This window comes from Niallia sp. RD1 (assembly GCF_024219955.1).
Classification (GTDB): domain Bacteria; phylum Bacillota; class Bacilli; order Bacillales; family Cytobacillaceae; genus Niallia; species Niallia alba.
The window spans coordinates 3105785-3129414 of record NZ_CP100420.1; the positions used below are offsets into that span (position 1 = coordinate 3105785).

At 35.0% G+C, this 23630-nt stretch carries 19 protein-coding genes; 16 read left to right on the forward strand and 3 right to left on the reverse strand.

Annotated elements, in window-relative coordinates; translation table 11 throughout:
- Positions 1 to 26: 26 nt before the first annotated feature.
- Together NKG37_RS26120 and NKG37_RS14780 are read right to left on the reverse strand one after the other, a co-directional pair.
- Complete coding sequence (locus NKG37_RS26120) at positions 27 to 1520, reverse strand: glycine betaine ABC transporter substrate-binding protein (RefSeq protein WP_302183184.1); 1494 nt, start codon at positions 1518 to 1520, stop codon at positions 27 to 29.
- 94 nt (positions 1521 to 1614) lie between these two features.
- Positions 1615 to 2730: an ABC transporter ATP-binding protein gene (locus NKG37_RS14780; RefSeq protein WP_016204047.1), complete on the reverse strand. Its 1116-nt coding sequence runs from the start codon at positions 2728 to 2730 to the stop codon at positions 1615 to 1617.
- 467 nt (positions 2731 to 3197) lie between these two features.
- Between NKG37_RS14780 and NKG37_RS14785 the strand changes: the two genes are divergently transcribed.
- On the forward strand, positions 3198 to 4514 hold the full coding sequence (locus NKG37_RS14785; RefSeq protein ID WP_254414862.1) for an ISLre2 family transposase: 1317 nt from the start codon (positions 3198 to 3200) through the stop codon (positions 4512 to 4514).
- Positions 4515 to 5151: 637 nt separating this feature from the next.
- Positions 5152 to 5844 (forward strand): hypothetical protein, encoded by a 693-nt coding sequence (locus tag NKG37_RS14790; RefSeq protein WP_254414863.1) that lies wholly within the window; start codon positions 5152 to 5154, stop codon positions 5842 to 5844.
- A 112-nt stretch (positions 5845 to 5956) separates the two neighbouring features.
- Here NKG37_RS14790 and NKG37_RS14795 read toward each other — a convergent pair whose 3' ends face one another.
- The gene (locus NKG37_RS14795; RefSeq protein ID WP_254414864.1) at positions 5957 to 7147 is read right to left on the reverse strand and encodes a helix-turn-helix domain-containing protein; all 1191 of its coding nucleotides are present in this window, start codon (positions 7145 to 7147) and stop codon (positions 5957 to 5959) included.
- A 253-nt stretch (positions 7148 to 7400) separates the two neighbouring features.
- Here NKG37_RS14795 and NKG37_RS14800 point away from each other — a divergent pair, with 253 nt between their 5' ends.
- The 14 genes from NKG37_RS14800 (at position 7401) to NKG37_RS14865 (ending at position 23496) form a co-directional block, all read left to right on the forward strand.
- Positions 7401 to 8714, forward strand: coding sequence for an ABC transporter substrate-binding protein (locus tag NKG37_RS14800; RefSeq protein ID WP_254414865.1), 1314 nt, complete (start codon positions 7401 to 7403; stop codon positions 8712 to 8714).
- A gap of 87 nt (positions 8715 to 8801) precedes the next feature.
- Positions 8802 to 9719 (forward strand): carbohydrate ABC transporter permease, encoded by a 918-nt coding sequence (locus NKG37_RS14805; protein WP_254414866.1) that lies wholly within the window; start codon positions 8802 to 8804, stop codon positions 9717 to 9719.
- Positions 9719 to 10546, forward strand: a complete 828-nt coding sequence (locus NKG37_RS14810; RefSeq protein WP_254414867.1) for a carbohydrate ABC transporter permease — start codon at positions 9719 to 9721, stop codon at positions 10544 to 10546. The genes NKG37_RS14805 and NKG37_RS14810 overlap by 1 nt, the downstream gene beginning before the upstream one ends.
- 21 nt (positions 10547 to 10567) lie before the next feature.
- A complete protein-coding gene (locus NKG37_RS14815; RefSeq protein WP_254414868.1) occupies positions 10568 to 12607 on the forward strand; it encodes a beta-galactosidase in 2040 nt (679 codons plus the stop codon).
- A gap of 310 nt (positions 12608 to 12917) precedes the next feature.
- A complete protein-coding gene (locus NKG37_RS14820; RefSeq protein WP_254416404.1) occupies positions 12918 to 14015 on the forward strand; it encodes an ABC transporter ATP-binding protein in 1098 nt (365 codons plus the stop codon).
- 36 nt (positions 14016 to 14051) lie between these two features.
- Positions 14052 to 15005, forward strand: a complete 954-nt coding sequence (locus NKG37_RS14825; protein WP_254414869.1) for a carbohydrate ABC transporter permease — start codon at positions 14052 to 14054, stop codon at positions 15003 to 15005.
- A gap of 26 nt (positions 15006 to 15031) precedes the next feature.
- Positions 15032 to 16276 (forward strand): ABC transporter substrate-binding protein, encoded by a 1245-nt coding sequence (locus NKG37_RS14830; RefSeq protein WP_254414870.1) that lies wholly within the window; start codon positions 15032 to 15034, stop codon positions 16274 to 16276.
- A 167-nt stretch (positions 16277 to 16443) separates the two neighbouring features.
- Positions 16444 to 17169 carry a carbohydrate ABC transporter permease gene (locus tag NKG37_RS14835; protein WP_254414871.1) on the forward strand — a complete coding sequence of 242 codons (726 nt, stop codon included), beginning with the start codon at positions 16444 to 16446 and terminating at the stop codon, positions 17167 to 17169.
- Between the two features lie 67 nt (positions 17170 to 17236).
- Positions 17237 to 17857, forward strand: a complete 621-nt coding sequence (locus NKG37_RS14840; RefSeq protein WP_254414872.1) for a hypothetical protein — start codon at positions 17237 to 17239, stop codon at positions 17855 to 17857.
- Complete coding sequence (locus NKG37_RS14845; protein ID WP_254414873.1) at positions 17845 to 18810, forward strand: nucleoside hydrolase; 966 nt, start codon at positions 17845 to 17847, stop codon at positions 18808 to 18810. Before NKG37_RS14840 ends, NKG37_RS14845 begins: the two co-directional genes overlap by 13 nt.
- Before the next feature lie 30 nt (positions 18811 to 18840).
- Positions 18841 to 20184 carry an amidohydrolase family protein gene (locus NKG37_RS14850; protein ID WP_254414874.1) on the forward strand — a complete coding sequence of 448 codons (1344 nt, stop codon included), beginning with the start codon at positions 18841 to 18843 and terminating at the stop codon, positions 20182 to 20184.
- A 38-nt stretch (positions 20185 to 20222) separates the two neighbouring features.
- Positions 20223 to 20975, forward strand: coding sequence for a nucleoside 2-deoxyribosyltransferase (locus NKG37_RS14855; RefSeq protein WP_254414875.1), 753 nt, complete (start codon positions 20223 to 20225; stop codon positions 20973 to 20975).
- A gap of 313 nt (positions 20976 to 21288) precedes the next feature.
- Positions 21289 to 22680: a 23S rRNA (uracil(1939)-C(5))-methyltransferase RlmD gene (gene rlmD / locus NKG37_RS14860; protein WP_101730179.1), complete on the forward strand. Its 1392-nt coding sequence runs from the start codon at positions 21289 to 21291 to the stop codon at positions 22678 to 22680.
- A 282-nt stretch (positions 22681 to 22962) separates the two neighbouring features.
- Positions 22963 to 23496: a cell wall hydrolase gene (locus tag NKG37_RS14865; RefSeq protein WP_101730178.1), complete on the forward strand. Its 534-nt coding sequence runs from the start codon at positions 22963 to 22965 to the stop codon at positions 23494 to 23496.
- Positions 23497 to 23630: the final 134 nt, after the last annotated feature.

Genomic DNA, 23630 nt, shown 5'->3' on the forward strand with positions numbered 1-23630 from the left:
TCCCTTTTATTAGTTTTTTTCGTTAACTATTCAATTAACCCTTCCTCTTTCAAAAACTCCACAGCAACATCTTCATATTGCTCTTTATCAATATCTACTCGTGCATTTAGTTCTTGCATTTTTTCATTATCAATTTTTCCGACAAGCATGCCTAATACTTCTTCTAATTCTGGATGCTTTTCTAATGTATCTGCTCTAATTACCGGTGTAGCGTAGTAAGGAGGGAAGAAGTTTTGATCATCCTCCAGTACCTGTAAATCAAAAGCCGGGATGCGACCGTCGGTTGAAAAGGCGTCAATGACATCCACATCTCCATTTTTAATCGCACTATACATGATGCCAGAGTCCATTGCCTGAGTATTTTTAAATTCTATTCCATAAGTATCAATAAGCCCCGGATAACCATCTTCTCTTTCAAGGAACTCTGGTTCAGATCCTAAAGTAAGTTCTGGTGCCATCTTTTTTAAGTCTGAAATTGTTTTTATATTGTTTAATTCAGCGTCTTCTTTGCGAAGTGTTAATGTATAAGTGTTGTTAAAGCCAAACGGCTCTAACCAAACTAAATTGTAGTCTTCTTTAAATTTCTTTTTGACAATTTCATATGCTTCATCAGGATCACTAACCATATCTTCTTTTAAGATGCTTAATAGTCCAGTACCGGTATATTCCATGTACATATCATAATTGCCAGTGTTTACGCCCTCGAAGGCTGGAGCGGTTCCACCAAGAAAGGATTCATAGTTTACCTGTAAATCTGTATGCTCCTCGATTAAATGCCCCATGATGTAAACCATGATTTCTTGTTCCGTGAAATTTTTACCTGTTATGGTAATTGTATCTTTCGTGCTTTTTGCATTACTGAAATTTGCAATGACAGTTGATAATGGAAGGATTACGATTAATCCTGCAACAATCCAGATGCGAATCCGGCTTTTTTTTGCTTTTTTATTTTGATGCAGGCCCTGAGGCGTAACGTCTGCTTCTAAAAGTTTTAACAAATAATCAAATATAATCGCCAAGAGTGCAGAAGGAATAGCTCCAGCAAGGATAAGACCTGTATTATATGTTTGTAAGCCACGGAAGATTAAATCTCCTAGTCCGCCTGCACCAATTAGTCCAGCTATCGTTGCCACACCAATAATTAGGACAGTTGCGGTTCGGATTCCTCCCATAATGACGCTTAGAGATAATGGTAATTCAACCATCCAAAGCACTTGACGATTGGTCATACCCATGCCGACGCCTGCTTCGATTGCTGATCTTTCTACTCCAACAATTCCTAGATATGTATTGCGTAAAATCGGCAACAGACCATAAACAGTTAAAGCAATAATGGCTGGAAGTTTACCGGTTCCGATGAATGGTACTAAAAATACTAGTAATGCCAAACTTGGTATAGTTTGAAATACACCCGCTATTCCAATGATGGAGTCAGCGATTTTTCTGTGGCGAGTTAAATAGATTCCTAGAGGAACGGAAATCACGATTGCAATAACAATCGAAAGAAGAGAAAGATACATATGCTCTAAAATTAAATTCCATATTGTTGGCCAACGGTTGATAAAGACATCTACTGTCTCTGTAATTATGTTAGGAATGGTTCAAACCTCCTTTTTATTCTCCAATTTGATCTGCTATATATTCAACAAGGCTTGCACGGTTGACAATACCGACAATTTTAGATTCCTGATTAACTACTGGAATAAAGCCGTATTGGGATTCATTGACAAGTTGAAAAGCTTTTTCTGTCGGTTCTTCTACATTCAGCGTCTTTATATTGGTGTCCATTATATCTTGTAAGGTTAATTCTTCTTCTTTATATCGTTTTTGTACCTCCCAAACATTCGCTATACCGAGAAAAGTATTGGATTTGTCTACGACAACAAGGCTATCCACACGTTTTCTTCTCATTAACTTTAACGATTCAGCAAGACCTCGAGACTGACCAGCTGTGACAGGTGTTACCATTAATTTTGTTAATTTAGGTAAAGAAATGTTTTCTTGTAAACGGTCTTCTCCAATAAAACTGCGAACAAATTCATTGGCTGGATGCCGTAATATATTTTCTGGACGATCTAATTGCACAATTTCTCCATCCTGCATAATACAAATACGGTCAGCTATTTTAAGCGCTTCATCCATATCATGTGTAACAAATACAATTGTCTTTTTAATATCCTGCTGTAGTCGGACTAATTCATCCTGCAGTTGTTCACGACTGATAGGATCCAAGGCACTGAAAGGTTCATCCATCAAAATTATTTTTGGCTCAGCAGCAAGGGCTCTAATAACTCCAATTCTTTGTTGCTGTCCACCACTTAATTCGGAAGGGTAACGATCACCGAAAGTATCTGGATCTAGCCCAACCATTTTCATTAAATCATTAATTTTGTCCATGTATTGTTCTTTTTTCCATTTTTGAAGTCGAGGAACGAGCGATACGTTGTCTTTAATGGTCATGTGGGGTAACAAACCTATTTGCTGAATGACGTAGCCAATAGTTCTGCGGAGTTTTACTGGATCCTCAGTGGAAATATCTTTTCCTTCAATGGTAATGGAACCACTGGAAGGTTCTATGAGTCGATTGATCATCCTCATAGTAGTTGTTTTACCTGAACCACTTGGTCCAATTAGAACAAGTAATTCCCCTTCATTCACCTGAAATGAAATGTTTTTAAGTGCTTTAAATCCATCTTGAAACGTTTTAGTAACTTCATTAAATTGAATCAATTTCTACGAACACCTCCAGACTTTTCTATACAACTTATTACCCGATCTTGCTAACTAACTAACCTCCTTTTTTTAAAATATAAATTACTGTTATTAACTATTATATCACTATTTTCAGAAAAAAGAGTCCAAAATGGGATTGTTATGGGATGGTGCAGGCAGATTTTTTGTTAAAATAATGGGTGTGCAAGTCGCTGAGGCTTACTTTAAAAAATAGAAAAAGAGACAATAATTGTATTTTGAAGTAATCTTTATAATGTTGTATGAGTAAAATGTTTGTGGGAGAATAAATATCCTTTTTGTCTAGTTGGGGGACGAGTCCCCCAACTAGACAAAAAGGCCACCAAGCGAAAGCGCGGTAGCTGGAAAAAATTAAGTATTAAAAAAGAGAGCTTCCTTTTGTAAAGTAGAGTTTGACTAGAATACTACGAAAAGGAGAGGCTCTCATGAATCAATGTAACACAAAAATGCCATCATTAAAAGAATTGGAAAAAACTTTATTTCGAACACTACAAATGACCTTTCAAGAAATCCTTGTTCAAACATTAGAAAATTGGGATCTAGAGATTGCTCAGCAACGAGACAAAAGAAGATTTGCTTTACGAGATAAACGAGAAATACGAGTAGATACAGCGTTTGGAGCAGTGGAGCTGAAGCGTAATTATTATTTCGATCGTGTAACCAAAAAATATATTTGTCTGTTAGATCATTATTTACAGTTTCAAGGGAATAAAGGGTTTAGTCCACTATTAGAAGAATGGGGGCTAGAATTAGCGACAAATGGTTCCTCCTATCGAAAGGCGGTGGAAACGTTCGAACAATTTTTAGGCTATTCGGCGATGAGCCACGAAGCATTACGGCAACATCTTCTTCATACAAGCGTACTTCCCGCTAAGGAAAAACGTCCTTTTCAAAAGGTGTTGTTTGTCGAAGTAGATGGATTATATGTGAAGAGTCAAGAAAAGAAAAAGCGTGGATGGGAGTTGAAATTCGCCGCTGTACATGAGGGATGGAAAGAAAACGGAAAGCGAGTCAGGCTCCGAAATAAAAGGCATTTTCTCTATGAAGAAAAAGAACCCTTTTGGGAAGCTTTTGAAACATTCTTACAGAATCATTATGCGTATGATCCAACCCAAACCTTGCTTATTATTAATGGCGATGGAGCAGGCTGGATAACGGCATGTCGGGAGTATTTTCGGGAACGCGCCTTTTTCACCATGGACCGTTTTCATGTCGCTCGTTCGATGAAGCAACTAATGAAGAGCCATCCTCGATACCGCTACATGAAAAGAGCGTTAAAAAACTACCAGGTAGAAACATTACTTCTAGAGTTGAATAGCGCAGTAGGAACAATGGATACACCAGAAGAAGAAGAAAAACTAGCGCATTTCCTCGGCTTTTTAACGCATCATCAGGAAACCATAAAAGATTACCGTAGTTGGTTACAGGAGAAAGGCGTGGACACGACAGCGTATCGTCCAATGGGAAGTGCAGAAGCAATGATGAATCAATTAGCCAAACGATTAAAAAATGGAAGAGCATGGAGCAAAAAAGGCGTCATGAGCATGGCACGTTTGTGGATTGGGTTGAAGGATGATCTATCTATCCAAACGATATATGGAAAATGGGAAAAAGCCACGGAAAAATCAAAGAAAGAGCATCGACCGAAAAGAAAAATACCCACAAAATTAGTAACAGAAACCGTGCGTCAGAACATGCCATACTTAAATCAAGCGATTGGAAAACCCGTTCACTTTGCCTTACAGGGATTAAAAGGTTTTTAAAAAATGAGAGAATCAACAGTTGGAAGAACAAAACCAATTGGAAAGCGGATACAAACTTAGAGGTTTTACTTTATAAAAAAGGGAGCTAAAAAAACTCCCACAAAAACTTGACTCAATCTATAATGTTGGTTGGATTGCTATTATTAATGAAAAAATATATTATGTTGTAATTCTACTCAAAAAGAGGAATTACAAATATTTATCTCGATTAGTAAAGTATAGGAGGACTGTGATCTTGACAGAGGTCGTTTGATAAAACATTATTTAGATAGCAGAAAGGTGGGGAAATATTGAAGATTATTAAAGACTCTGCAATTTTTAGTTTGTGTATCTTTATTATTAACTTTGTTATTAGCCTTATTTTTAATCCGAATAGTATAATAAAAGATTTTAAGATAGGAGTTTGGTATGCGTTCACAGTATATACATCGTCTTTTGTTATGCTCTTTGCTATTGTTCTTCTATTTCTATTTATAAGAAGATATATTCTCCGATTAAAAAATCTATAAAATCATTTTCAGCTATTATTCTTAAAAATATGGAAAAAGAAAAGATTTAGTAATAAAAAAATTTATTAATTAATGGTGGGATTATTATTAAAAATATCTGGATAGGATTTATTATTGGTATCGCTACTGTGTTGATAATTGGAGCAGGAATTGTATTTATCGGCAACTATTCTTTTCAAAAGGAAACAAAAGCAGGGACTGAAACAATTACTAAGGAAGAATCGAAAAATGAAAACGAAAAGGATGTGGAGACGGATAATAATATTGAAACTGACGCTGAGAGTGAAAGTCTGTCCTATAGCGTCGAACCAACTTCTTTGGTAATAACAAAAGAGGATGGATCTAAGCAAATCTTTGATCATGATCGTTCATTTGCTAAGATGGATCCGATTGATTATTCACCAACTCGTGCTAAAGTTTTGTTAACACCACAATATGGATGGGAAGAAGGGGGTGCTCTTTATGTCTATTCTAAAGAGAATGGACTAAAAGAAATCATCGATTCGAGAGCTAGATTTGGAGATCAACATTATCCAAGTGGTGCTCTTTGGTTAGATGAGCGATATATCATTTACATTAGTAGTTATTTATATGGAACAATTCCTAGTGGAGATATACAGATTTATGATACCGAAAAAGAGCGGACAGAGGCTCTTGAATTATTCAAGGGTGATGCGGTAATGCAGCTTACACGTGTGACTAATGTGGAAAATCCATATATTGTTATGAGTGGTATTAAATTTACAGATGAAATGTTCAATGATAGTGAAGCATATGTCGAGAACCATGATATAGAAACGATACTTAAGATGATTGAATAGTTGGAACCAGAAGAAGAGGCATTTAAATAGGTTTTTTTTGGGGGGATATTTTAATCTGTTGGGGCTTATCCAAACGCAATACCATGCTGTTAGATAAGCCCTATTTCTATTTTTATAAAAAACTTACCGGTTTCTTTCTAAATTGGTTAGGCGTAATCCCGGTATATTTTTTAAATACCTTAGTGAAATAACTTTGATCGGTAAAATATAATAGTGCATGAATATCGGATAAGGAGTGCTCGCCAAAAGTCATCAGTTTTTTCGCTTCCTCAATTTTAGTTTGCTGTATATAATCACTAATCGGTATCCCTACTTCTTTTTTAAATAAATTGGACAAATATTTTGGGTTAACGGACAAATGTTCTGCAATCGATTGTAATGTTAGCGGTTCATAGATATGTTTGTAAATATAATTTCTACATTGAAAGATAGGTCTAGAGTAATTTTCCCTTTTTGTTTTTTCTACTCTATCTGCAAACTCATATAAAATATTTTCTGTAAAAAGATGAATGTCGTTTATATAGTCAAACTCTTCCAAGTCTTGGATAAAACGATCTCCTAGAGTATAAGCAATCTCAGGATGGAGTCCACCAGTAATGGCTGCGCGGGTTGCAAGTGTAATGATTGCAATGGATAAGTTTTTTTGATTTCTCCCTTCATTTTTTTTAGAAAGTTTCCCGAAATCAAAAGAAGTGTTTTCCTTAAAGGCTTTCCAATAAGCAAGAAGATTTTCCTTTTGTCCATCAATAATAAATTGATAGATTTTTTTCTCAGCAATAGGATCATGGTGAAAAGAGGAGTTTTGATGTATTTCTAACATGTATTTGTTTGCAATTTTTTCATCAACTAAATGACTATGCGGTTGTATTTTTGGAAGAATCATTTCATTGTTATAAATCTTGTTATTGTATAAAAAATAAAAAAGTTTGCAAACTTGCCCTAATTTAGCATTGCTTATCACGGGAAGAGAATAATAATAAGCGCATAATGTATCTTCCATTTCCTTTCTTCCATAAGTAGCAATTAATTCATCGATAAGCACTTTAGTTGGTCGAGAAGATAGTACTGGACCTAATAAAATGGTTCCTAAGTTGGCAATAGGAATAATAGATGCACTTTCGTAATAAGAGGTGTTTTTTATAATAGGATCATGATTTTTCTTTCTATTACTACTAATGACTTCTCTAAAAAAAGATTGTTTAGAGGGATAAAGAGGATTGAATAATTCATTTGGTACTATTTCCTTCATTAAAATATTTTCCTTATTAAGTATATAAATAGAGACATTTAATATATCTTTCATTAAGTTACATATATACTCCATATTCTCCATATTTAGACGATTTCCCACTAGATTCTCCTCCATTAAATTTAATATTGTCAAAATTTAGAGAGTGATAAGGTAGTTAAATTACCAAAATAATAGAAATTATACCATAACCAAAATTGATATCAGTATATACTTGGACTACTTAAGTAAGCGCTTTCTATTGATCGAAAGTAATTTTTAAGATTAATAGTTGGTGAAATATCTTTCTTAAAAGGAGTGGGCTTTTATGAAGAGAAAGTATGGTTTCATTTTATTATTATTATTGACGATTGTGCTAGGAGCTTGTAGTAATAGTTCTTCAACGAGTACAGAGGATTTAACTATTCCAGAGAATCCAGAAGATATAAAAGGCGATGTTACGGTTTGGGCCTGGGCATTGGAAGCCAACTATTTAGAAAAGGATGTATTACCAGCATTTAATAAAAAGTATCCTAATGTAAATGTAAAAGTGGAGCACATTGGAGTCGATCAAGTATACCAAAAAGTTAGTGCAGGTCTTTCAGCAGGTGGTAGTGGATTACCAGATGTAGTACAAGTGGAAAATAATCGGATTCATTCGTTTACTGATGATTTTCCTGATGCATTTGCGAATTTAAGCTCTCTTGGCTTTGCTAAACATGAAAATGAATTTTCTAAATCAAAAATAGATGGATTAAAGGATAAGGATGGAAATATTATTGCAGCACCAAGAGATTTAGGTCCAGTTGGTGTTATTTATCGGACAGATATTTTGGAGGAGGCTGGAGTTGATCCAGCGAGTATTCAGACATGGGATGATTATATTGAAGCAGGAAAAAAGGTTGTTACACAAACTGGCAAAGCGTTTTTAGGAACAGATAGCGATGGACTGCTTAGAATTATGCTTCAACAGCAAGGAAGCTACTATTTTACAGAGGATGATAAATTAGATCTTACTTCTGATGCCGCTAAAAAAGCAGTTTCTATTTTACAAAAAATGAAAGACGCAGAGTTAATTATCTATACGAATAACTGGGATGGTCAAGTAGCAGCAATGAAAAATGGAGAGGTTGCGACACAGCCTGGTGCTGTTTGGTGGAGTGGAACGATGATCGAACAAATGCCTGAATTGTCCGGAAAGTGGGGAATGTTCCCATTGCCTGCTTTTGAAGAAGGTGGAGGAAGAGCCTCTAACGATGGGGGATCTGCATTAGCAATTCCAAGCAAGTCTGATAATAAAGTTGCAGCATATGTTTTTGCTGAATTTGCATCAACAGATGTAGATTCACAAATTAAAGCGCTGACGAATAGAGGGTTATTCCCGGCTTTATTATCAGCATATGAAGAGCCTGTTTTCAGCGAAGAACAAGAATACTTTAGTAACCAAACATTTTTTAAAGATTTTGCTGATACAGTAACAGATATCCCTTCCGTTAACCACAGCAGTGCAGAATTAGAGCTTAGATCAATCATGACAAGTCAAATGGAAGCTTTTTTACTTGAAGGTAAGCCAGCAGAAAAAATATTGGAAGATGGTAAAAAACAGGCAGAGCAGCAAACTGGCTTAGAATCGTCTAATTAGAAACTATTGTGGATATAGAATTAGAGGCTAGTTCAGAAAATGGAACCTATTTTTTGAAGCAGCCTCTAAAAAAGGAGGGGAAGAAGTATGTCGGATAATAAAATGTTGGAAACAGGAACGAATCGTATAACAATAAAAAAGAAAAAACAGTATATCACTCCTAAGACTGTTCCATATATCTTTGTTGGGCCTGCCCTTTTGTTGTTTATTGCTTTTACTGTTTATCCTATTATTGCTTCTTTTCTATTAAGCTTTCAAACAAAGGTTGCAGGTGTTTATACTTTCTCAGGCTTTGCTAATTATTCTCGTTTATTTAGTGACCCGCTCTTTTATAAGGCACTTGGCAACACATTTACTATTTTACTAGTGCAGGTTCCTATAATGTTATTTCTGGCAGTCATTTTAGCAAGTGTATTGAATTCTGGATTACTAAGAATGAAAGGTTTTTACCGCGTAGCTTTTTTTACGCCTGCTGTTACTTCATTAGTTGCAGCATCTATAATCTTTGTACTATTACTGAATACAGATTACGGATTAATCAATTACTTATTAACATCGATGGGATTAGAGAAGGTTCGTTGGTTAACCGATCCTTTTTGGGCGAAGGTTTCTCTTATTCTCGTAACAACATGGAGATGGACTGGCTATAATATGGTTATCTTATTAGCAGGCTTACAAAATATCCCGAATAGTTTGTATGAAGCTGCAAGCATAGATGGTGCTAGTACGATAAAAAAGTTCTTTTATATCACTATTCCACAGCTAAAGCCTGTCTTATTATTTACTTTTGTTATGTCGACAATCGGGTCCTTTCAATTATTTGATGAGCCGTACAACTTAACAAATGGTGGTCCAAATAATGCGACGATAACGATTACTTACTATCTCTATAATCAAGGCTTCAGTTTCTTTAATTTTGGCTATGCATCTGCAATTGCTTATGTCATTGTGCTCTTTATCGCAGTTCTATCGTGGATTCAATTTAAGGTGGTGAGGAATGACTGATGGCAAAACAGAAACGTATTCAAAAAATATTTATGCATCTATTTTTACTAATTGGTGTTGTCATTTCTATTGGTCCTTTTTATTGGATGGTTGTTGGTGCAACCAATCCTTCAGGTGATGTGTTAGCCTTTCCTCCTAAGTTGATTCCAGGTGACTATTTCATAGAAAACTTAAGAAACTTAAGTAATTCAATTGATATTGTCAAAGCAGTAACTAATTCATCTGTCATTGCGATTGTATTTGTAGTAGTAAGTTTATTCATTTGCTCTGCAGCTGGCTATGCTTTTGCGAAATTTAAATTTAAAGGTAGCAATTTAATCTTTGCCTCCTTTTTATTGGCAATGATGATCCCGTATCAGGCAACGATTATTCCACTATTCCAAATTTTTGGTGCGATAGACTGGATTAATACGTATCAAGCGATTATATTGCCACAAATATGCTATCCATTTGCCATTTTTCTAATAAGGCAAAATATGCAAGGGATACCTGATTCTTTAATTGAAGCAGCGAGGATTGATGGAGCTGGAGAATTTTTTATCTTTTTCAAAATTGCTTTGCCAACAATGAAGCCTGCTTTGGCAGCTGTTGGGATATTTCTTTTTACCCATCAATGGAATAATTTTATGTGGCCATTAATTGTGATGACGACACAAGAAAATTATACATTACCAGTAGCTTTATCCACTTTAGCTGGTCTTAATTCTATCGATTACGGACAGTTAATGTTAGGGACAGCTATTTCAGTAATCCCGGTAATGGCTGTTTTTCTAATCCTGCAAAAGCATTTTATTTCCGGTATTTTAGGCGGTTCGATAAAAGAATAAATTTTTGTGAGGGGACAAATAATGACAAAAAAATGGACAGCAGAAAAGTTAATGCTTGGGGTTTGTTATTATCCAGAGCACTGGTCTGAGGAACTATGGGATGATGATTTTCAAAGAATGAAAGATTTAGGATTTACTTATGTTCGCATGGGGGAATTCGCCTGGACGATATTCGAACCAGAAGAAGGAGTATATTCCTTTGATTTATTTGATCGTGCGATTGAAAAGGCTCATAAATTAGGCTTGAAAACAGTGCTTGGGACTCCGACAGCAACCCCACCAGCATGGCTGACACATAAATATCCTGATGTATTGAATGTGTCACAAGCAGGTATTCCATACCAGCATGGAGCACGTCGACACTATAATTATAATTCCGAGAACTATCGGAGGTTAAGTACTGCGATTGTTACAGAAATGGCAAAACACTATGGAGATAATCCAGGAGTTGTCGGTTGGCAGATTGATAATGAATTGAACTGTGAAATAGATGTTTTTTATTCGGAAGCAGATCATCTTGCTTTTAGAAAATGGGCCAAAGAAAAGTATAAAACATTAGAGAAACTAAATAAGGCGTGGGGGACCGTTTTTTGGAATCAGACGTATACAAGCTGGGATCAAGTTTATCTAACTCGTATAACGGTTTCAAATTCACCGAATCCTCATCATATGTTAGATGAAAAGAGGTTCATTTCTGATAGTGCTATTTCCTATGCAAAAATGCAAGGGGATATCATTCGGAAATATACTTCTAATCAATGGATAACAACAAATGGAATGTTCAAACATTTAGATAATCATAAATTAACAAATGAAGTGCTAGACTTCTATGCTTATGATTCTTATCCCAATTTTGGAAGGGTGTTAGAAGATGAAAGTGAGAAGCCTTTACGCGATCGGAAATGGAGCTGGAACTTGAGTGTTGTGAGAAGTATTTCAGCAAATTTTGCTATCTTTGAACAACAGTCTGGTCCGGGAGGGTGGGTAACAAGACTTGAACAACCGTCTCCTAATCCAGGTCAGCTTCGCCTCTGGACATACCAATCAATCGCTCATGGAGCAGATTTAGTCATGTATTTCCGCTGGAGAACCGCAACGAAAGGAACAGAAATTTATTGGCATGGAATCAATGACTATCATAATTTGCCTAATCGTCGTATAAAAGAAGTGGAGCAAGTAAGCAAGGAAGTACACCTTATTGGAGAGAAAGTAGTAGGGGCAAACTACCAAGCGGAGATAGCGATCCTTACCAATTATGATAATGAGTGGGACGGGGAATTTGATAAGTGGTCAGGACCTTTTGCTTCGATAAGCAAAGAGGCTTGGTTTAAAGCGCTTCAGTATAATCATGTCCCTGTAGATGCCTATAATTTAAATAAAAATTCAAATGTGGAGGAGTTAAAAAAATACAAAGTACTCGTGTATCCACATGCAGCAATTGTGTCAGAACAAACAGCAGATTTGTTGAAAGAGTATGTAAATCAAGGAGGCAAATTAATTCTAGGCTGCCGAACTGGATATAAGGATGAAACCGGTCAAACTTATATGAAAGCATTCCCAGGCTATTTAGCAGAGCTTACAGGAATTACGGTGGAGGACTTTACTAGGGAAGCACCATTTGAAGCTACTCCGAAGGTAATCTATAAAGAAAAAGGGGAGATTAAAACTAATAATTTTTATGAAGCTTTGAAAGTAGAGGCAGACAATGCTGAAGTAATTGGGAAGTTTTCAGATTGCTATTTCGAAGGAAAGCCAGCCCTAGTTAAGCGACAATATGGAGAGGGTACTTGTTATTACTTTGGTGGGGTTTTTACAATCGAGCTTGCCGAAAAACTAATGGAAGAAACACAAATAAATGATTATCGAAATAAATTTGATTTACCAGAAAGTGTAGAGTTATCTATTCGCAAAAAAGAAGGGGAGGAATTTGTCTTCTTATTGAATTATTCTCAGTTGCCTCAGGAAATTAACGTGAAACAAGAAATGACAGATATTTTAACAGGAGAGAAGGTATATCAGAAGGTAAGATTGAGGGGTTATGATGTGTTAATATTAGAATAACACTTGAATGGATCGGTAAAACGCAAGATTTGAATTATTATTCAAATCTTGCGTTTTTATTTTTGTTTAAACATGAATGATGTTACTTAAATTAACGTTAATGTTCGGCATTCAAGTGCAAATTTTGTATTTTTTTGACATTTTAACGCAGATTTTTATCTATATTGAATAAAACGGAACTTTATTATTATACATCATATACAATGACTTATATAAAAATCTTGATTAAAATGAATCCATGTTAGGAATTGTAACATTTAATAGTCAGAAAATTCTATATATAATAAACTGAGGTGGTCACTTGACTAAGATGATATTAAATGGAATTACAAAGAAATACAATGATAATTCCTTAGCTGTAGATAATCTGAATCTTGAAATAGAAAAAGGAGAGTTTTTAGTTTTAGTAGGACCATCAGGTTGCGGAAAAACGACCACGCTCAGGATGATAGCTGGTCTTGAGAAAATCACAGATGGGACACTAGTATTTAATAATGAAATTATAAATGAGATGTCACCAGGTGAGAGGAAAATTGGTATGGTATTTCAAAGCTATGCTTTATATCCACATAAAAATGTATATGAAAATCTTGCGTTTGGATTAAGGAAAGCAAAAGTACCGAAAGATGATATGAATGAAATGATTCAGCAGACTGCAAAAATGCTAGGGTTAGATGGGCTATTAAAACGAAAACCAAAGCATTTATCAGGTGGACAAAGACAAAGAGTTGCTTTAGCAAGAGCAATTGTAAAACAACCTAATTTTTTTCTATTTGATGAACCGCTATCCAACTTAGATGCAAGCCTCCGAGTATCCACAAGAAAAGAAATATCCAAACTACATCAACAGCTTCAGTCAACAATGATTTATGTAACACATGACCAGGTAGAAGCCATGACATTAGGTACTAAAATTGCTGTGATGAATAAAGGCAAACTAGAACAAATTGACACCCCTGCAAACATTTATAAGAACCCAAAAAATACTTTTGTTGCAAGTTTTATAGGAACACCACCCATGAATCTACTTAATGGGAATGTAGGAATAAAAGATAAAGTCCCTTTCGTAGCTTTAAGTAAAAGAAGTTGGAAAGTCCAGAATGATAAATCTGAAAAGTTAAGTGAATATGAGGGACAAGCTGTAATCATTGGTATCCGTCCGGAGGATTTATTTCTTACTACTGAAGAGAATGAGCATTTTACTGGGATCATTGAGACAATCGAGTACCTAGGGTCTGAAACGGTGATTTACTGTAAAACCGATGTTGGCGATGTATTAATTAGATTAGAACGCTATAACCATTTAAAAATTGGAGACACTGTCCAAATTGGGTTCAATGTTGAAAAATTGCACTTTTTCGATTCAATGAAGGAGGAAAATATATTTAATGAATCTACGAATATTTAATTTTTATGAAATTTATAGTGTGTTGGAGGGGATCATTTGCAAACCCAGCTATCAAAAGAAAGTTTAAAGAAAAAGGCCGAGAATACGAAATCATTAAGTTTGAGAAAACGATTTGATAGATTATCTGAAACTAAAACTGCTTCCATCTATTTATTTCCATCCTTGCTTTTAATTTTACTAACGATTGTTTTTCCAATCATTTATTCCTTTGTCATGTCTTTAAACAAAGTAGGGTATAAAGCCGGCCTTATCGATTTTGAATTCGTTGGATTAAATAACTATTTAAAAATTTTTTCCGATCCTAGAATTCCGAATATTATATCTAACACTATTGTGTTTACTATTGTCAGTGTATTAGGAACGTTAATTATCGCTTTTGCTATTGCCCTATTTATTCATCATGGCATATGGGGGTCATGGTTATTTAAACGATTATTTCTGATTCCTTGGGCTTTGTCTAATGTAGTTAATGCACTCATGTGGCAGTGGATGTATAGTTCTAGCAACGGAATTATCAATCATATTTTACTAGAGCTACATATTATTGAGAAACCTGTTATGTGGTTGACGGAACAATCAACAGCAATGGGAGCTATTATTTTAGCGGATATATGGAAGAGTACACCTTTTGCAGCACTATTAATATTAGCAGCACTTCAAAGTGTTCCAAAAGAATTATACGATGCATCAAAAGTGGATGGAGCTGGTCCATTCCAACAGTTTAAAAGTATTGTTTTACCAACAATAAAGCCAGTTTTATTTGTTGTTATGGTTACACAAACAATGTGGACTTTAAGAGTATTTGACATCATTAGTGTACTAACAAAAGGAGGACCGGTAGACAGCACCATGGTTTTGAATGTCTACGCATATGATCAGTCCTTCCGCTATTTAGACATAGGTTACGGCTCAGCGCTCGCTTGGTTGATTACTATTATTACTATGGTTATAACAGTATTTTATTTACGTGTATTAGGGAAAGAAAACTAAGAGGATTTCTAGGAGGGGAAAAGGAAATGAAGAAAATGGGGGTAGCATTATTAGCGGTTATTTTATTATTGACGATAACTGCTTGTGGAAATGAAAAAGCAAGTAGTTCAGGAGAGAAAGAGATTACCATATTGTATGTAGGGGATCAGTTTTGGCAAGATCAAGCTGCTGAATTTGAAGAAGAGACAGGGATAAAGGTGAACTATGAGGTAGTCGGATTTGAACAATTGCATGACAAGATGTTTACTGCCTTAAGTGGTGGCTCGGATGACTATGATATTATTCATGTTCGTGATGATTGGGCTGATGAATTTGCATCGCAAGGCTTCTTAGAACCTTTAGATGACTATATTACGGATGATGTGAAAAATAGCTTTAGCCAATTAAGCTTTGACAACCTTTCCTATGATGGAAATATATACGGGGTGCCTCGATATTTGTGGTTAACACAATTTTATTATAATAAGGAAATTTTTGAAGAAGCTGGAATTACGAAAGTTCCGGAAACTTGGGATGAGTTAATTGAAGTAGGTAAACAAATCCAAGAAAAAACAGATATTGAATATGCCCTGTCTACTCAATTAAGAGAACAAGATGCAATTAGACCATTTATATTAAATTTAAGAGCGGAAGGTGGAGAGTTCTGGGATTATTCCACAAATAAGCCAACTTTTAATACTCCAGAAGGACTAAAATCATTACAGAGATTAGAAGAAATTAATATGGATGCGAAGATCTTGGATCCACTATCTTTTGAAAATGAAGCATCTAAAGATCAGTTCTTACAAGGTAAAACTGCGATGTTTATCGGTTATCCGGACATTGTAGGGTTTGCAAATGACCCAGAAAAATCGAAAATAATTGGCAAGTTAGGAACAGCGTTAATGCCAGGTAGTACAGAAAAAACATCAAGTTTAGCAGAAACTGGTGCAATTGGAATTCCAGCTAATTCAAAGCATAAAGAAGAAGCATTTGAATTTATAAAATTTGCTACAAGTGCAGAACAAGAGAAGAAAATGGCTCTTTCAGAAGTAGCAAGAATTCCAGCTAACTTAGATGTTTTAGAAGATTCAGAGGTCCTTGAGAAATACCCACACTTTGCGTATGTTTCTGAACAAATTCAATATCCACATGGTCTTTTTAAACATAAGCAAGCAACATTAATCTCAGATACAGTATCTAGACAATTTATACAAGTAATTAAAGGCGAAAAAAATGCTGAAAAGGCACTTTCAGATGCGGAAGCTGAAGTGCTTAATATAAACCCATAATAGGTGAAAGGGAAGAGGATGCCATCATCCTCTTCCAGTAAAAAAAACAGGGAAAGTGCTGGTGACGCGTTTTGAAAAAATATGCAAAAAAGACATTACTAATTGGGGCTTCAATTGGTTTAATGATATATTTGCTATTTCCTTTTTTATGGCTAATCTTGTCCAGTATGAAATATAGAGTGGAGTTGTTTCAAAATCCTCCAACATGGATTCCACACGAAGTTACATTTAAATATTATCTGGAGTTATTTCAAACAGAATCTTTTACCAGTTCACTATCCAATAGCTTTATTTTTGCTTCCTTTACTACCCTTATTTGTATAGTAATTGGGACACTTGGAGCCTATGCATTTGCTAGATTGCAATTCCCAGGTAGAAATTCGCTCTATTTAATGATATTAGGGACACAAATGTTACCACAAATGGCTTTATTAATTCCCCTTTTTATATTGATGAGAATGAGTGGACTACTATACACACATATTGGGATTATTTGTGCTTATGTTACTTTTTCGTTACCCTATGTTATTTGGATGTTTAGAGCTTTTATTATATCAGTTCCAAACGATATAGAAGAAGCAGCTAGAATGGATGGATGTACAAGACTTGAGGCAATTGTCAAAATGGTTCTACCATTATCGCTTCCTGGACTTGTTACAACGGGGATATTTGTCTTCATTGGTGCTTGGAATGAATTTATATTTGCTTCTGTATTTACCAACACAAATTTAAAAACAATTCCTATTCGAATTGGTGAACTAATTGGTCAAGAAGGGGTTCAATATGAAATGATTCTTCCAGCTGGTGTAATTGCGAGTCTACCAATTTTAATCCTTGTAATGATTTTTCAGAAGTATATCGTTCAAGGTTTAACAGAAGGCTCTGTTAAATAGTATCTTAATATCTTAAAAGTAATCCTAATGATAAAAGTGAAAATTCAGTAGAAAGTTGGTGTATCTCATGGAAAAATTTATGAGTTATGATCCGTGGAGTAAAGTCGAAACAAGAAACGGTATACCGGGAGATGAGATTATATCTGCTCTGCAAAAAAGTATTAGGCGGGGTTTAGAAGAAGAAGCAGTGACGGTAGCATATGAAATGTATATTACAAGTCCTGAATTTGAAGAAAAAATGTGGAGAAGACTACTTGCTATTTCAGTAGAAGATATTGGTTTTGGTGAAGTAAATGCACCTATTTTAATAAATACTTTAAATACGATGAGACAGAATTTTCCTTATAAAGATGGGGATCGTCCTATGTTTTTTGTCCATGCTATTCGATATTTATGCCAATGTACAAAAGAACGTTCTTCTGATTGGTTAAAAAATATTGTCATTCACGAGTTTGAACAGGGAAGAAAGCCGGTAATTCCTGATTTCGCTCTAGATATGCATACAAATAGAGGAAGAGAGCAAGGGAAAGATATCCTTCATTTTTTAGAAGAGGCCAGTAAGGTAATACCGGAGAAGGAAGATATTAATTTAGCTTATAAAAAGAGATTAATAGAGATCTTAACAAGTGATAAGGAAAGGAAAGAACCGGAAGTTACCCCTTTTTCCTACAACTCATGGCAAGCATAAAAAATAAACAAGATGGTGATAAGATGGTAAAAATGATTTTGGATTGTGATACAGGAATTGATGATGCGCTTGCAATAGGATATGCCGTTCATTCTCCTGAAATTGAGCTTTTAGGGATAACGGTATGTTACGGAATGGCTCCTGTCGACTACACATATCGGAATGCAAAGAAAATAGTGCAGCTACTCGGAAGCGATATAGGTGTATGGAAGGGAGCGGAGAAGCCTCTTTTATTAGAAAAAGAATACAATGGATTAATCCACGGGATGGATGGATTAGGGAATACCCTTGGTAATGTTCAACCAGAGGATTTAGTAGATTGCCCATCGTTACATGCAGTTGATTATCTAATAGAAAAAATTTATGAGTATAAAGAAGAATTAACGTTAGTAGTAACAGGACCTTTAACAAATTTGGCATTAGCAATAAAAAAAGATCCTAATATTATAAATCTAGTAGGGAAAGTTGTATCCATGGGGGGAGCTCTAACTACACCGGGAAATGTAAATAGATATGCAGAGGCCAATTATGCCATTGATCCTCATGCTGCAAATTATGTATATAAGACGAATATTCCTATTACGATGGTTGGGTTAGATGTAACAAGAAAAACCTTATTAACTACAGAGGATGTAGCTAATTGGAAACAAAAAGGAACAGAACTATCCTGTTTTTTTGCTGAGTTTACACAGTATTATCTTGATGCTTATAAAAAGATACATCCCTATTTAAAAGGTTGCGCCTTACATGACCCTTTAGCTATTGCAGTCGGCAAAGATCCTTCTTTTGTGCAAACCATTCCTATCCATTTAGAAGTGGAAGTAGAAGGTGTCTCAGCTGGAAGAACAATAGAAGATTTATATCGAGAAGAATCTAATCCTCTACAAACAGAGGTCAGTATTAAAGTTGATGCAGAAAGATTTATGGAAGATTTCTATAAAAATATTGTCTGAAATAAAAACAGACGAGGGGATGACAAACCAATGAAAACACCAGTAAGCTTAATAGTAAAAAATTGCAGTATGATTACACCTGAATTCGAGATAAAAGAAAATCAATCTGTAGTTATAAATGAAGATATTATTTTAGCGATCGATTCTGTAGAAACTGTTGAAGCAAAATACGAAGCAAAGGAAACATTATACGGAGATGGAAAGTTATTAATGCCCGGATTAGTCGATGCACATACCCACATTTGTCAACAGTTTCTTCGTGGAAGAACAGCGGATGAGTATCCAATGGTTTGGGCGAGAATTTTAGTACCATTTGAAAGTAGTTTAAATGAAGAGGATGTGTCTACTAGTGCTCAACTTAGTTGTTTAGAGATGATTAAATCTGGAACAACTTCATTTGCTGAATCAGGTGGAGTACATATGCACAAAGTTGCGGAGGTGGCAGTACAATCTGGACTAAGAGGAGCAATTACATGTTCAACTATGGATCAGGGACCATTTATACCTGATTCAATGAAGAGTAATCCATTTGAAGCAGCACAAAAAATTGAATCTTTATATCAAGATTTTCATGGAGCAGGCGATGGGAGAATTCAGATTTGGTTTGCTTTACGTCAGGTAATGACAAGTACACCTGCTTTAATTGAACATATGGCAGAGAAAGCAAAAGAGTATAATACTGGTTTACATATTCATTTATCAGAACATCGAGATGAAGTAAGTTATTGTTTACAAAATTACCAAAAAAGACCTGCAGAAGTATTTGACCAATTTGGTGCCCTCGGTCCCAATTTATTAGCAGCACATAGTGTTGTATTGTCTGAATCAGAGATTGACCTATTAAAGGAAAGAAAAGTAAACATCGTTCATAATCCAAGAAGTAATTTTGGAAGTCACGGATTTCCAAAAACTCCTCGCTTTATGCAAAATGATATGCCAATTGGCATGGGAACAGACGGTGCTGCTGGCTCAAGTTTAAGTTTATTTGATGAAATGAGAGTCCTTCGCTCTGGACTTAACGTTTACTGGGGACTGCCAATATTTGATCCAATGGTTATTCCAGCAAAAGATTTGTTGAAAATGGTGACAGCAGGGGGAGCATCTGCTTTAATGCTAAAGGAGCAAATTGGATCCATTGAAGTTGGAAAAAAAGCAGACTTAGTTTTATTAAATATTAATCAACCGCATTTAAGCCCATCACATAAATTAATAAATACCATTGTAGAATGTGCTACTTCTAGGGATGTGGAAGATTCAATTATTGACGGAAAAATTGTAATGAAAAACCGAGAAGTTCTTACATTAGATGAAGAAAAAATCATGTTTGAAAGTAATAAAGCATTGAAACCAATTGCGATAAAAGCAGGGATATAGATTTTATGCACATTTATAGAAGGAATTGAGAGGAATTTATGGAGGAAATAGAATATTATATTGTTGTCAATGGAGGAGTTAGTAAGTGTAAAAGAAGTGTAACAGAAGAGGGAGTCCAATTTTATAAAGTAAGCCCTAAAGGAAAAAAATACGTTGTCTATGAGGATGATATTCATCACCCTTTCATTCATAATTTTATTTTTAAAAATAAAGAAGATGCACAAAAATCGATTATAAACAACACGATTTCTCCTACCTTTTTAAAATGGAAAGAAGATCAAACCAAACCTTCTTTAAAAATATATTTGGCTGGCTTTCATGTATTTCATCCAGACTCATTAATAATTCGTACTCGAATGATAAATCTTTGTGAAAAGTATGGATACCGAGGTTTGTATCCAAGTGATAATGAAACAATCGATAATTTGCAAAAGGAGAAACAGGCAACTATGATTTTTTATTCGAATGAAGGATTGATTCGAGAGTGTGATATAATTGTTGCAAATTTAAATCCATTTCGTGGGAATGAGCCAGATTCGGGAACAGTTTTTGAATGTGGGTTAGGTTATGGATTAGGAAAAAAACTTTATGGCTATATAGACAATGGCCAGTCAATGAAAGAAAGATTAATAGTTGATGTAGATAAAAAAACTGGACTGTATAAAGATGGTATGTTTATAGAAGATTTTAATTTACCGCTTAATTTAATGTTAGCTATACCTATGACTATTGTTGTTGGTTCCTTAGAAGATTGTTTAAAGAAGCTGGCAGAAGATAACTCTATGTGTTAGAGACTGATTTAGCAATTGATAGGAGACTGCAAATTTAGGTATATTATAATAAAAGAACCTTCGGAAATGGATATATCCATCTTCCGAAGGTTTTTGCTGTATGTGTTAAATATTTCATTTTTAATAAAATCGTAAGGATAAAGTTTGTATGAAAAAAATTACTAATATCTACAAAATAAAAATTATTTTCATATGTATGATTGTCCTTTATACTAGGGAAGTATGTTAAAAATATAATAGTTAGACTAACAATGAGAAATAAATCATTTTAAATAAATTTGATTAGTGAAATTGTTTAAGGAGGAAAAAACGTTTGACCACTATTGAAAAAGAAACGATGATTGTTGAAATTAAGAATGTTGATGAAAAAGGGGCTGGACAAGCAGTTGTTTGGCGTGAAAATGAATTAGGAAACAAAAAGAAATTAAAATTAACTATTCCGCAAACATTACCAGGTGAAAAGGTAAGAGTAACGGTTGATCAGCCGCAAAGAAGACATAGAAAGGCAATGCCAGAAGAAATTCTTAATGCACATGTGGAAAGAATCGGAGCAGCGTGTCCACATTTTGAAAAATGTGGCGGTTGTGTCTGGCAACATTGGGATTATAATGGGCAGTTACAACAAAAAACAAATCATGTGAAACGTGTGATTGAAGAACAAGGATTTGATCCTAACTTAGTGAAAGATACAATTGGAATGGACGAGCCTTGGAGATACCGCAATAAAATGGAATTTACGTTTGCTACAGACGGTTCCCTAGGACTACATGAACAAGGAAATTTTAGAAAAATCATTTCTTTAGAAACTTGTCTTATTGCTGGTAAAGAAATGGTGGAAGCGGCACTTGAAGTAGCAAATTGGGTAAAAGAGCATGCTTTAAAAGGATATAACAAAGATACACATGAAGGACTTCTTCGTCATTTAATGGTGAGACAATCTTTTGCAACAGGTGAAATGATGCTGGCACTATTTGCAACAGAAGCTCCAGATGGTTCTTTGAAAAATGCCGTGGATACTATTGTTGCTCGCATAACGGAAAAATTTCCACAAGTAAAAAGCTTCATGTGGTTAGAAAATACAGATTGGGCAGATCGTACGCAATCAGAGAAAAGCCATACATTAGCTGGTCGAGACTTTATTTATGATGAAATGGATGGCTATCGTTTCCGAGTTTGGTTTGATACCTTCTTCCAAACAAATCCAACACAAGCACAAAAATTGGTCGATTTAGCTGTAGAAATGGCAGAACCAAAAAAATCAGAGAATATGATTGACCTTTTCTGTGGTGTAGGAACATTCTCGCTACCATTTGCAAGCAGAGTCGGCAAGCTTGTTGGAATTGAAATTGTGGAAAGTTCGATTGAATCAGCTAAACGCAATGCTGGCGATAATGGGATTGAAAATGCTACATTCTTAGCGCAAGATGCAAGAACAGGATTAGCACAAGTCTTAGAAACATTTGGCAGACCAGAGTTATTATTACTAGATCCTCCTCGCTCTGGAGCAGGTGGGAAGGTAATGAGACGTATCGGACGTTCTCAACCAGAACGAATTGTATATGTATCATGTAATCCAGATACATTTGCAACAGACATTAAGCAGCTTGAGCCATTTGGATATACATTAAAAGTTGTTCAACCAGTGGACTTATTCCCACATACCGTTCATGTAGAGTGCTGTGCCTTACTTGTAAGAAACAATTAAAAGAGTGAAGCTGATTTCAGATTTTTTCTGGTATCAGCTTTTTTGGTTGTTATAGACGTTAAATAGAGTTGTATTAGTTTAATATCTTCTCCTCTAAAAAAAATTTCATCCGCTAAATAGGAGAAAAATGACCTATCGGTAAAAGGTGAATTGTAAATATATAGTTATTTCTTCCAAATATCCCAACGAATCTTACAGTTCTTCCAACAATTATGCAATGAGTTTTGCTTGCAAACCTGTTAGCCTTGTATATGGGCCTGTTAAAACAGGAGGTATAAAAAAATGAAACAGTTATTATTTATTGCAATTATCTTCACTTTAATTAGTAGTTCTTATATATATGTTCCGTCCATTGCAAAAGCAGAAACTATTAGTACGAAGAAAACAACAACTGTATCAACAAGAAAATTTGCAGTTGATAAAAAGGAAAATGTTAGTGCTTCTGATGAATCAACAGCAATAACGAACAATGAAAAAAATTTACTGGCCCGTCTTGTTCATGCAGAAGCGAAGGGGGAGCCGTTTGCCGGTAAAGTGGCAGTAGCTGATGTAGTTTTAAATCGTGTGGAAAATGAGCAGTTTCCCGATACGGTAGAAAATGTAATTTATGAGAAAAATGCTTTTCAGCCTGTACAAAATGGTTCTATTCATAAAAAAGCAGATAAAGAGTCACGCGAAGCTGTAGAAGAAGCATTAAAAAATGGAAAAGAGAATAAAGAGCTTCTTTATTTTTATAACCCGGATACAGCAACAAGTGATTGGATCTTTACAAGAAAAGTAATGAAGAAAATAGGTAATCACGCATTTTCTATTTAATTTTATACGATTAAGCAGCCAATAATGCATTCATATAATATGTTATCAATATAATTGTAAGTAGAGGGGATTTTATAGATCTCCTCTTTTTTATTTTTAATTGAAAAAATCAAGCAGGAAAATATTTGAAACTT

Excerpts from the sequence above, each read along its gene's own strand:
- NKG37_RS26120 (WP_302183184.1), bottom strand. The coding sequence starts at position 1,520 with ATGTATCTTTCTCTTCTTTCGATTGTTATTGCAATCGTGATTTCCGTT.
- NKG37_RS14785 (WP_254414862.1), top strand. The coding sequence starts at position 3,198 with ATGCCATCATTAAAAGAATTGGAAAAAACTTTATTTCGAACACTACAA.
- NKG37_RS14795 (WP_254414864.1), bottom strand. The coding sequence starts at position 7,147 with ATGAAAGATATATTAAATGTCTCTATTTATATACTTAATAAGGAAAAT.
- NKG37_RS14800 (WP_254414865.1), top strand. The coding sequence starts at position 7,401 with ATGAAGAGAAAGTATGGTTTCATTTTATTATTATTATTGACGATTGTG.
- NKG37_RS14805 (WP_254414866.1), top strand. The coding sequence starts at position 8,802 with ATGTCGGATAATAAAATGTTGGAAACAGGAACGAATCGTATAACAATA.
- NKG37_RS14810 (WP_254414867.1), top strand. The coding sequence starts at position 9,719 with ATGGCAAAACAGAAACGTATTCAAAAAATATTTATGCATCTATTTTTA.
- NKG37_RS14815 (WP_254414868.1), top strand. The coding sequence starts at position 10,568 with ATGACAAAAAAATGGACAGCAGAAAAGTTAATGCTTGGGGTTTGTTAT.
- NKG37_RS14820 (WP_254416404.1), top strand. The coding sequence starts at position 12,918 with ATGATATTAAATGGAATTACAAAGAAATACAATGATAATTCCTTAGCT.
- NKG37_RS14830 (WP_254414870.1), top strand. The coding sequence starts at position 15,032 with ATGAAGAAAATGGGGGTAGCATTATTAGCGGTTATTTTATTATTGACG.
- NKG37_RS14835 (WP_254414871.1), top strand. The coding sequence starts at position 16,444 with ATGAAATATAGAGTGGAGTTGTTTCAAAATCCTCCAACATGGATTCCA.
- NKG37_RS14840 (WP_254414872.1), top strand. The coding sequence starts at position 17,237 with ATGGAAAAATTTATGAGTTATGATCCGTGGAGTAAAGTCGAAACAAGA.
- NKG37_RS14845 (WP_254414873.1), top strand. The coding sequence starts at position 17,845 with ATGGCAAGCATAAAAAATAAACAAGATGGTGATAAGATGGTAAAAATG.
- NKG37_RS14850 (WP_254414874.1), top strand. The coding sequence starts at position 18,841 with ATGAAAACACCAGTAAGCTTAATAGTAAAAAATTGCAGTATGATTACA.
- NKG37_RS14855 (WP_254414875.1), top strand. The coding sequence starts at position 20,223 with ATGGAGGAAATAGAATATTATATTGTTGTCAATGGAGGAGTTAGTAAG.
- NKG37_RS14865 (WP_101730178.1), top strand. The coding sequence starts at position 22,963 with ATGAAACAGTTATTATTTATTGCAATTATCTTCACTTTAATTAGTAGT.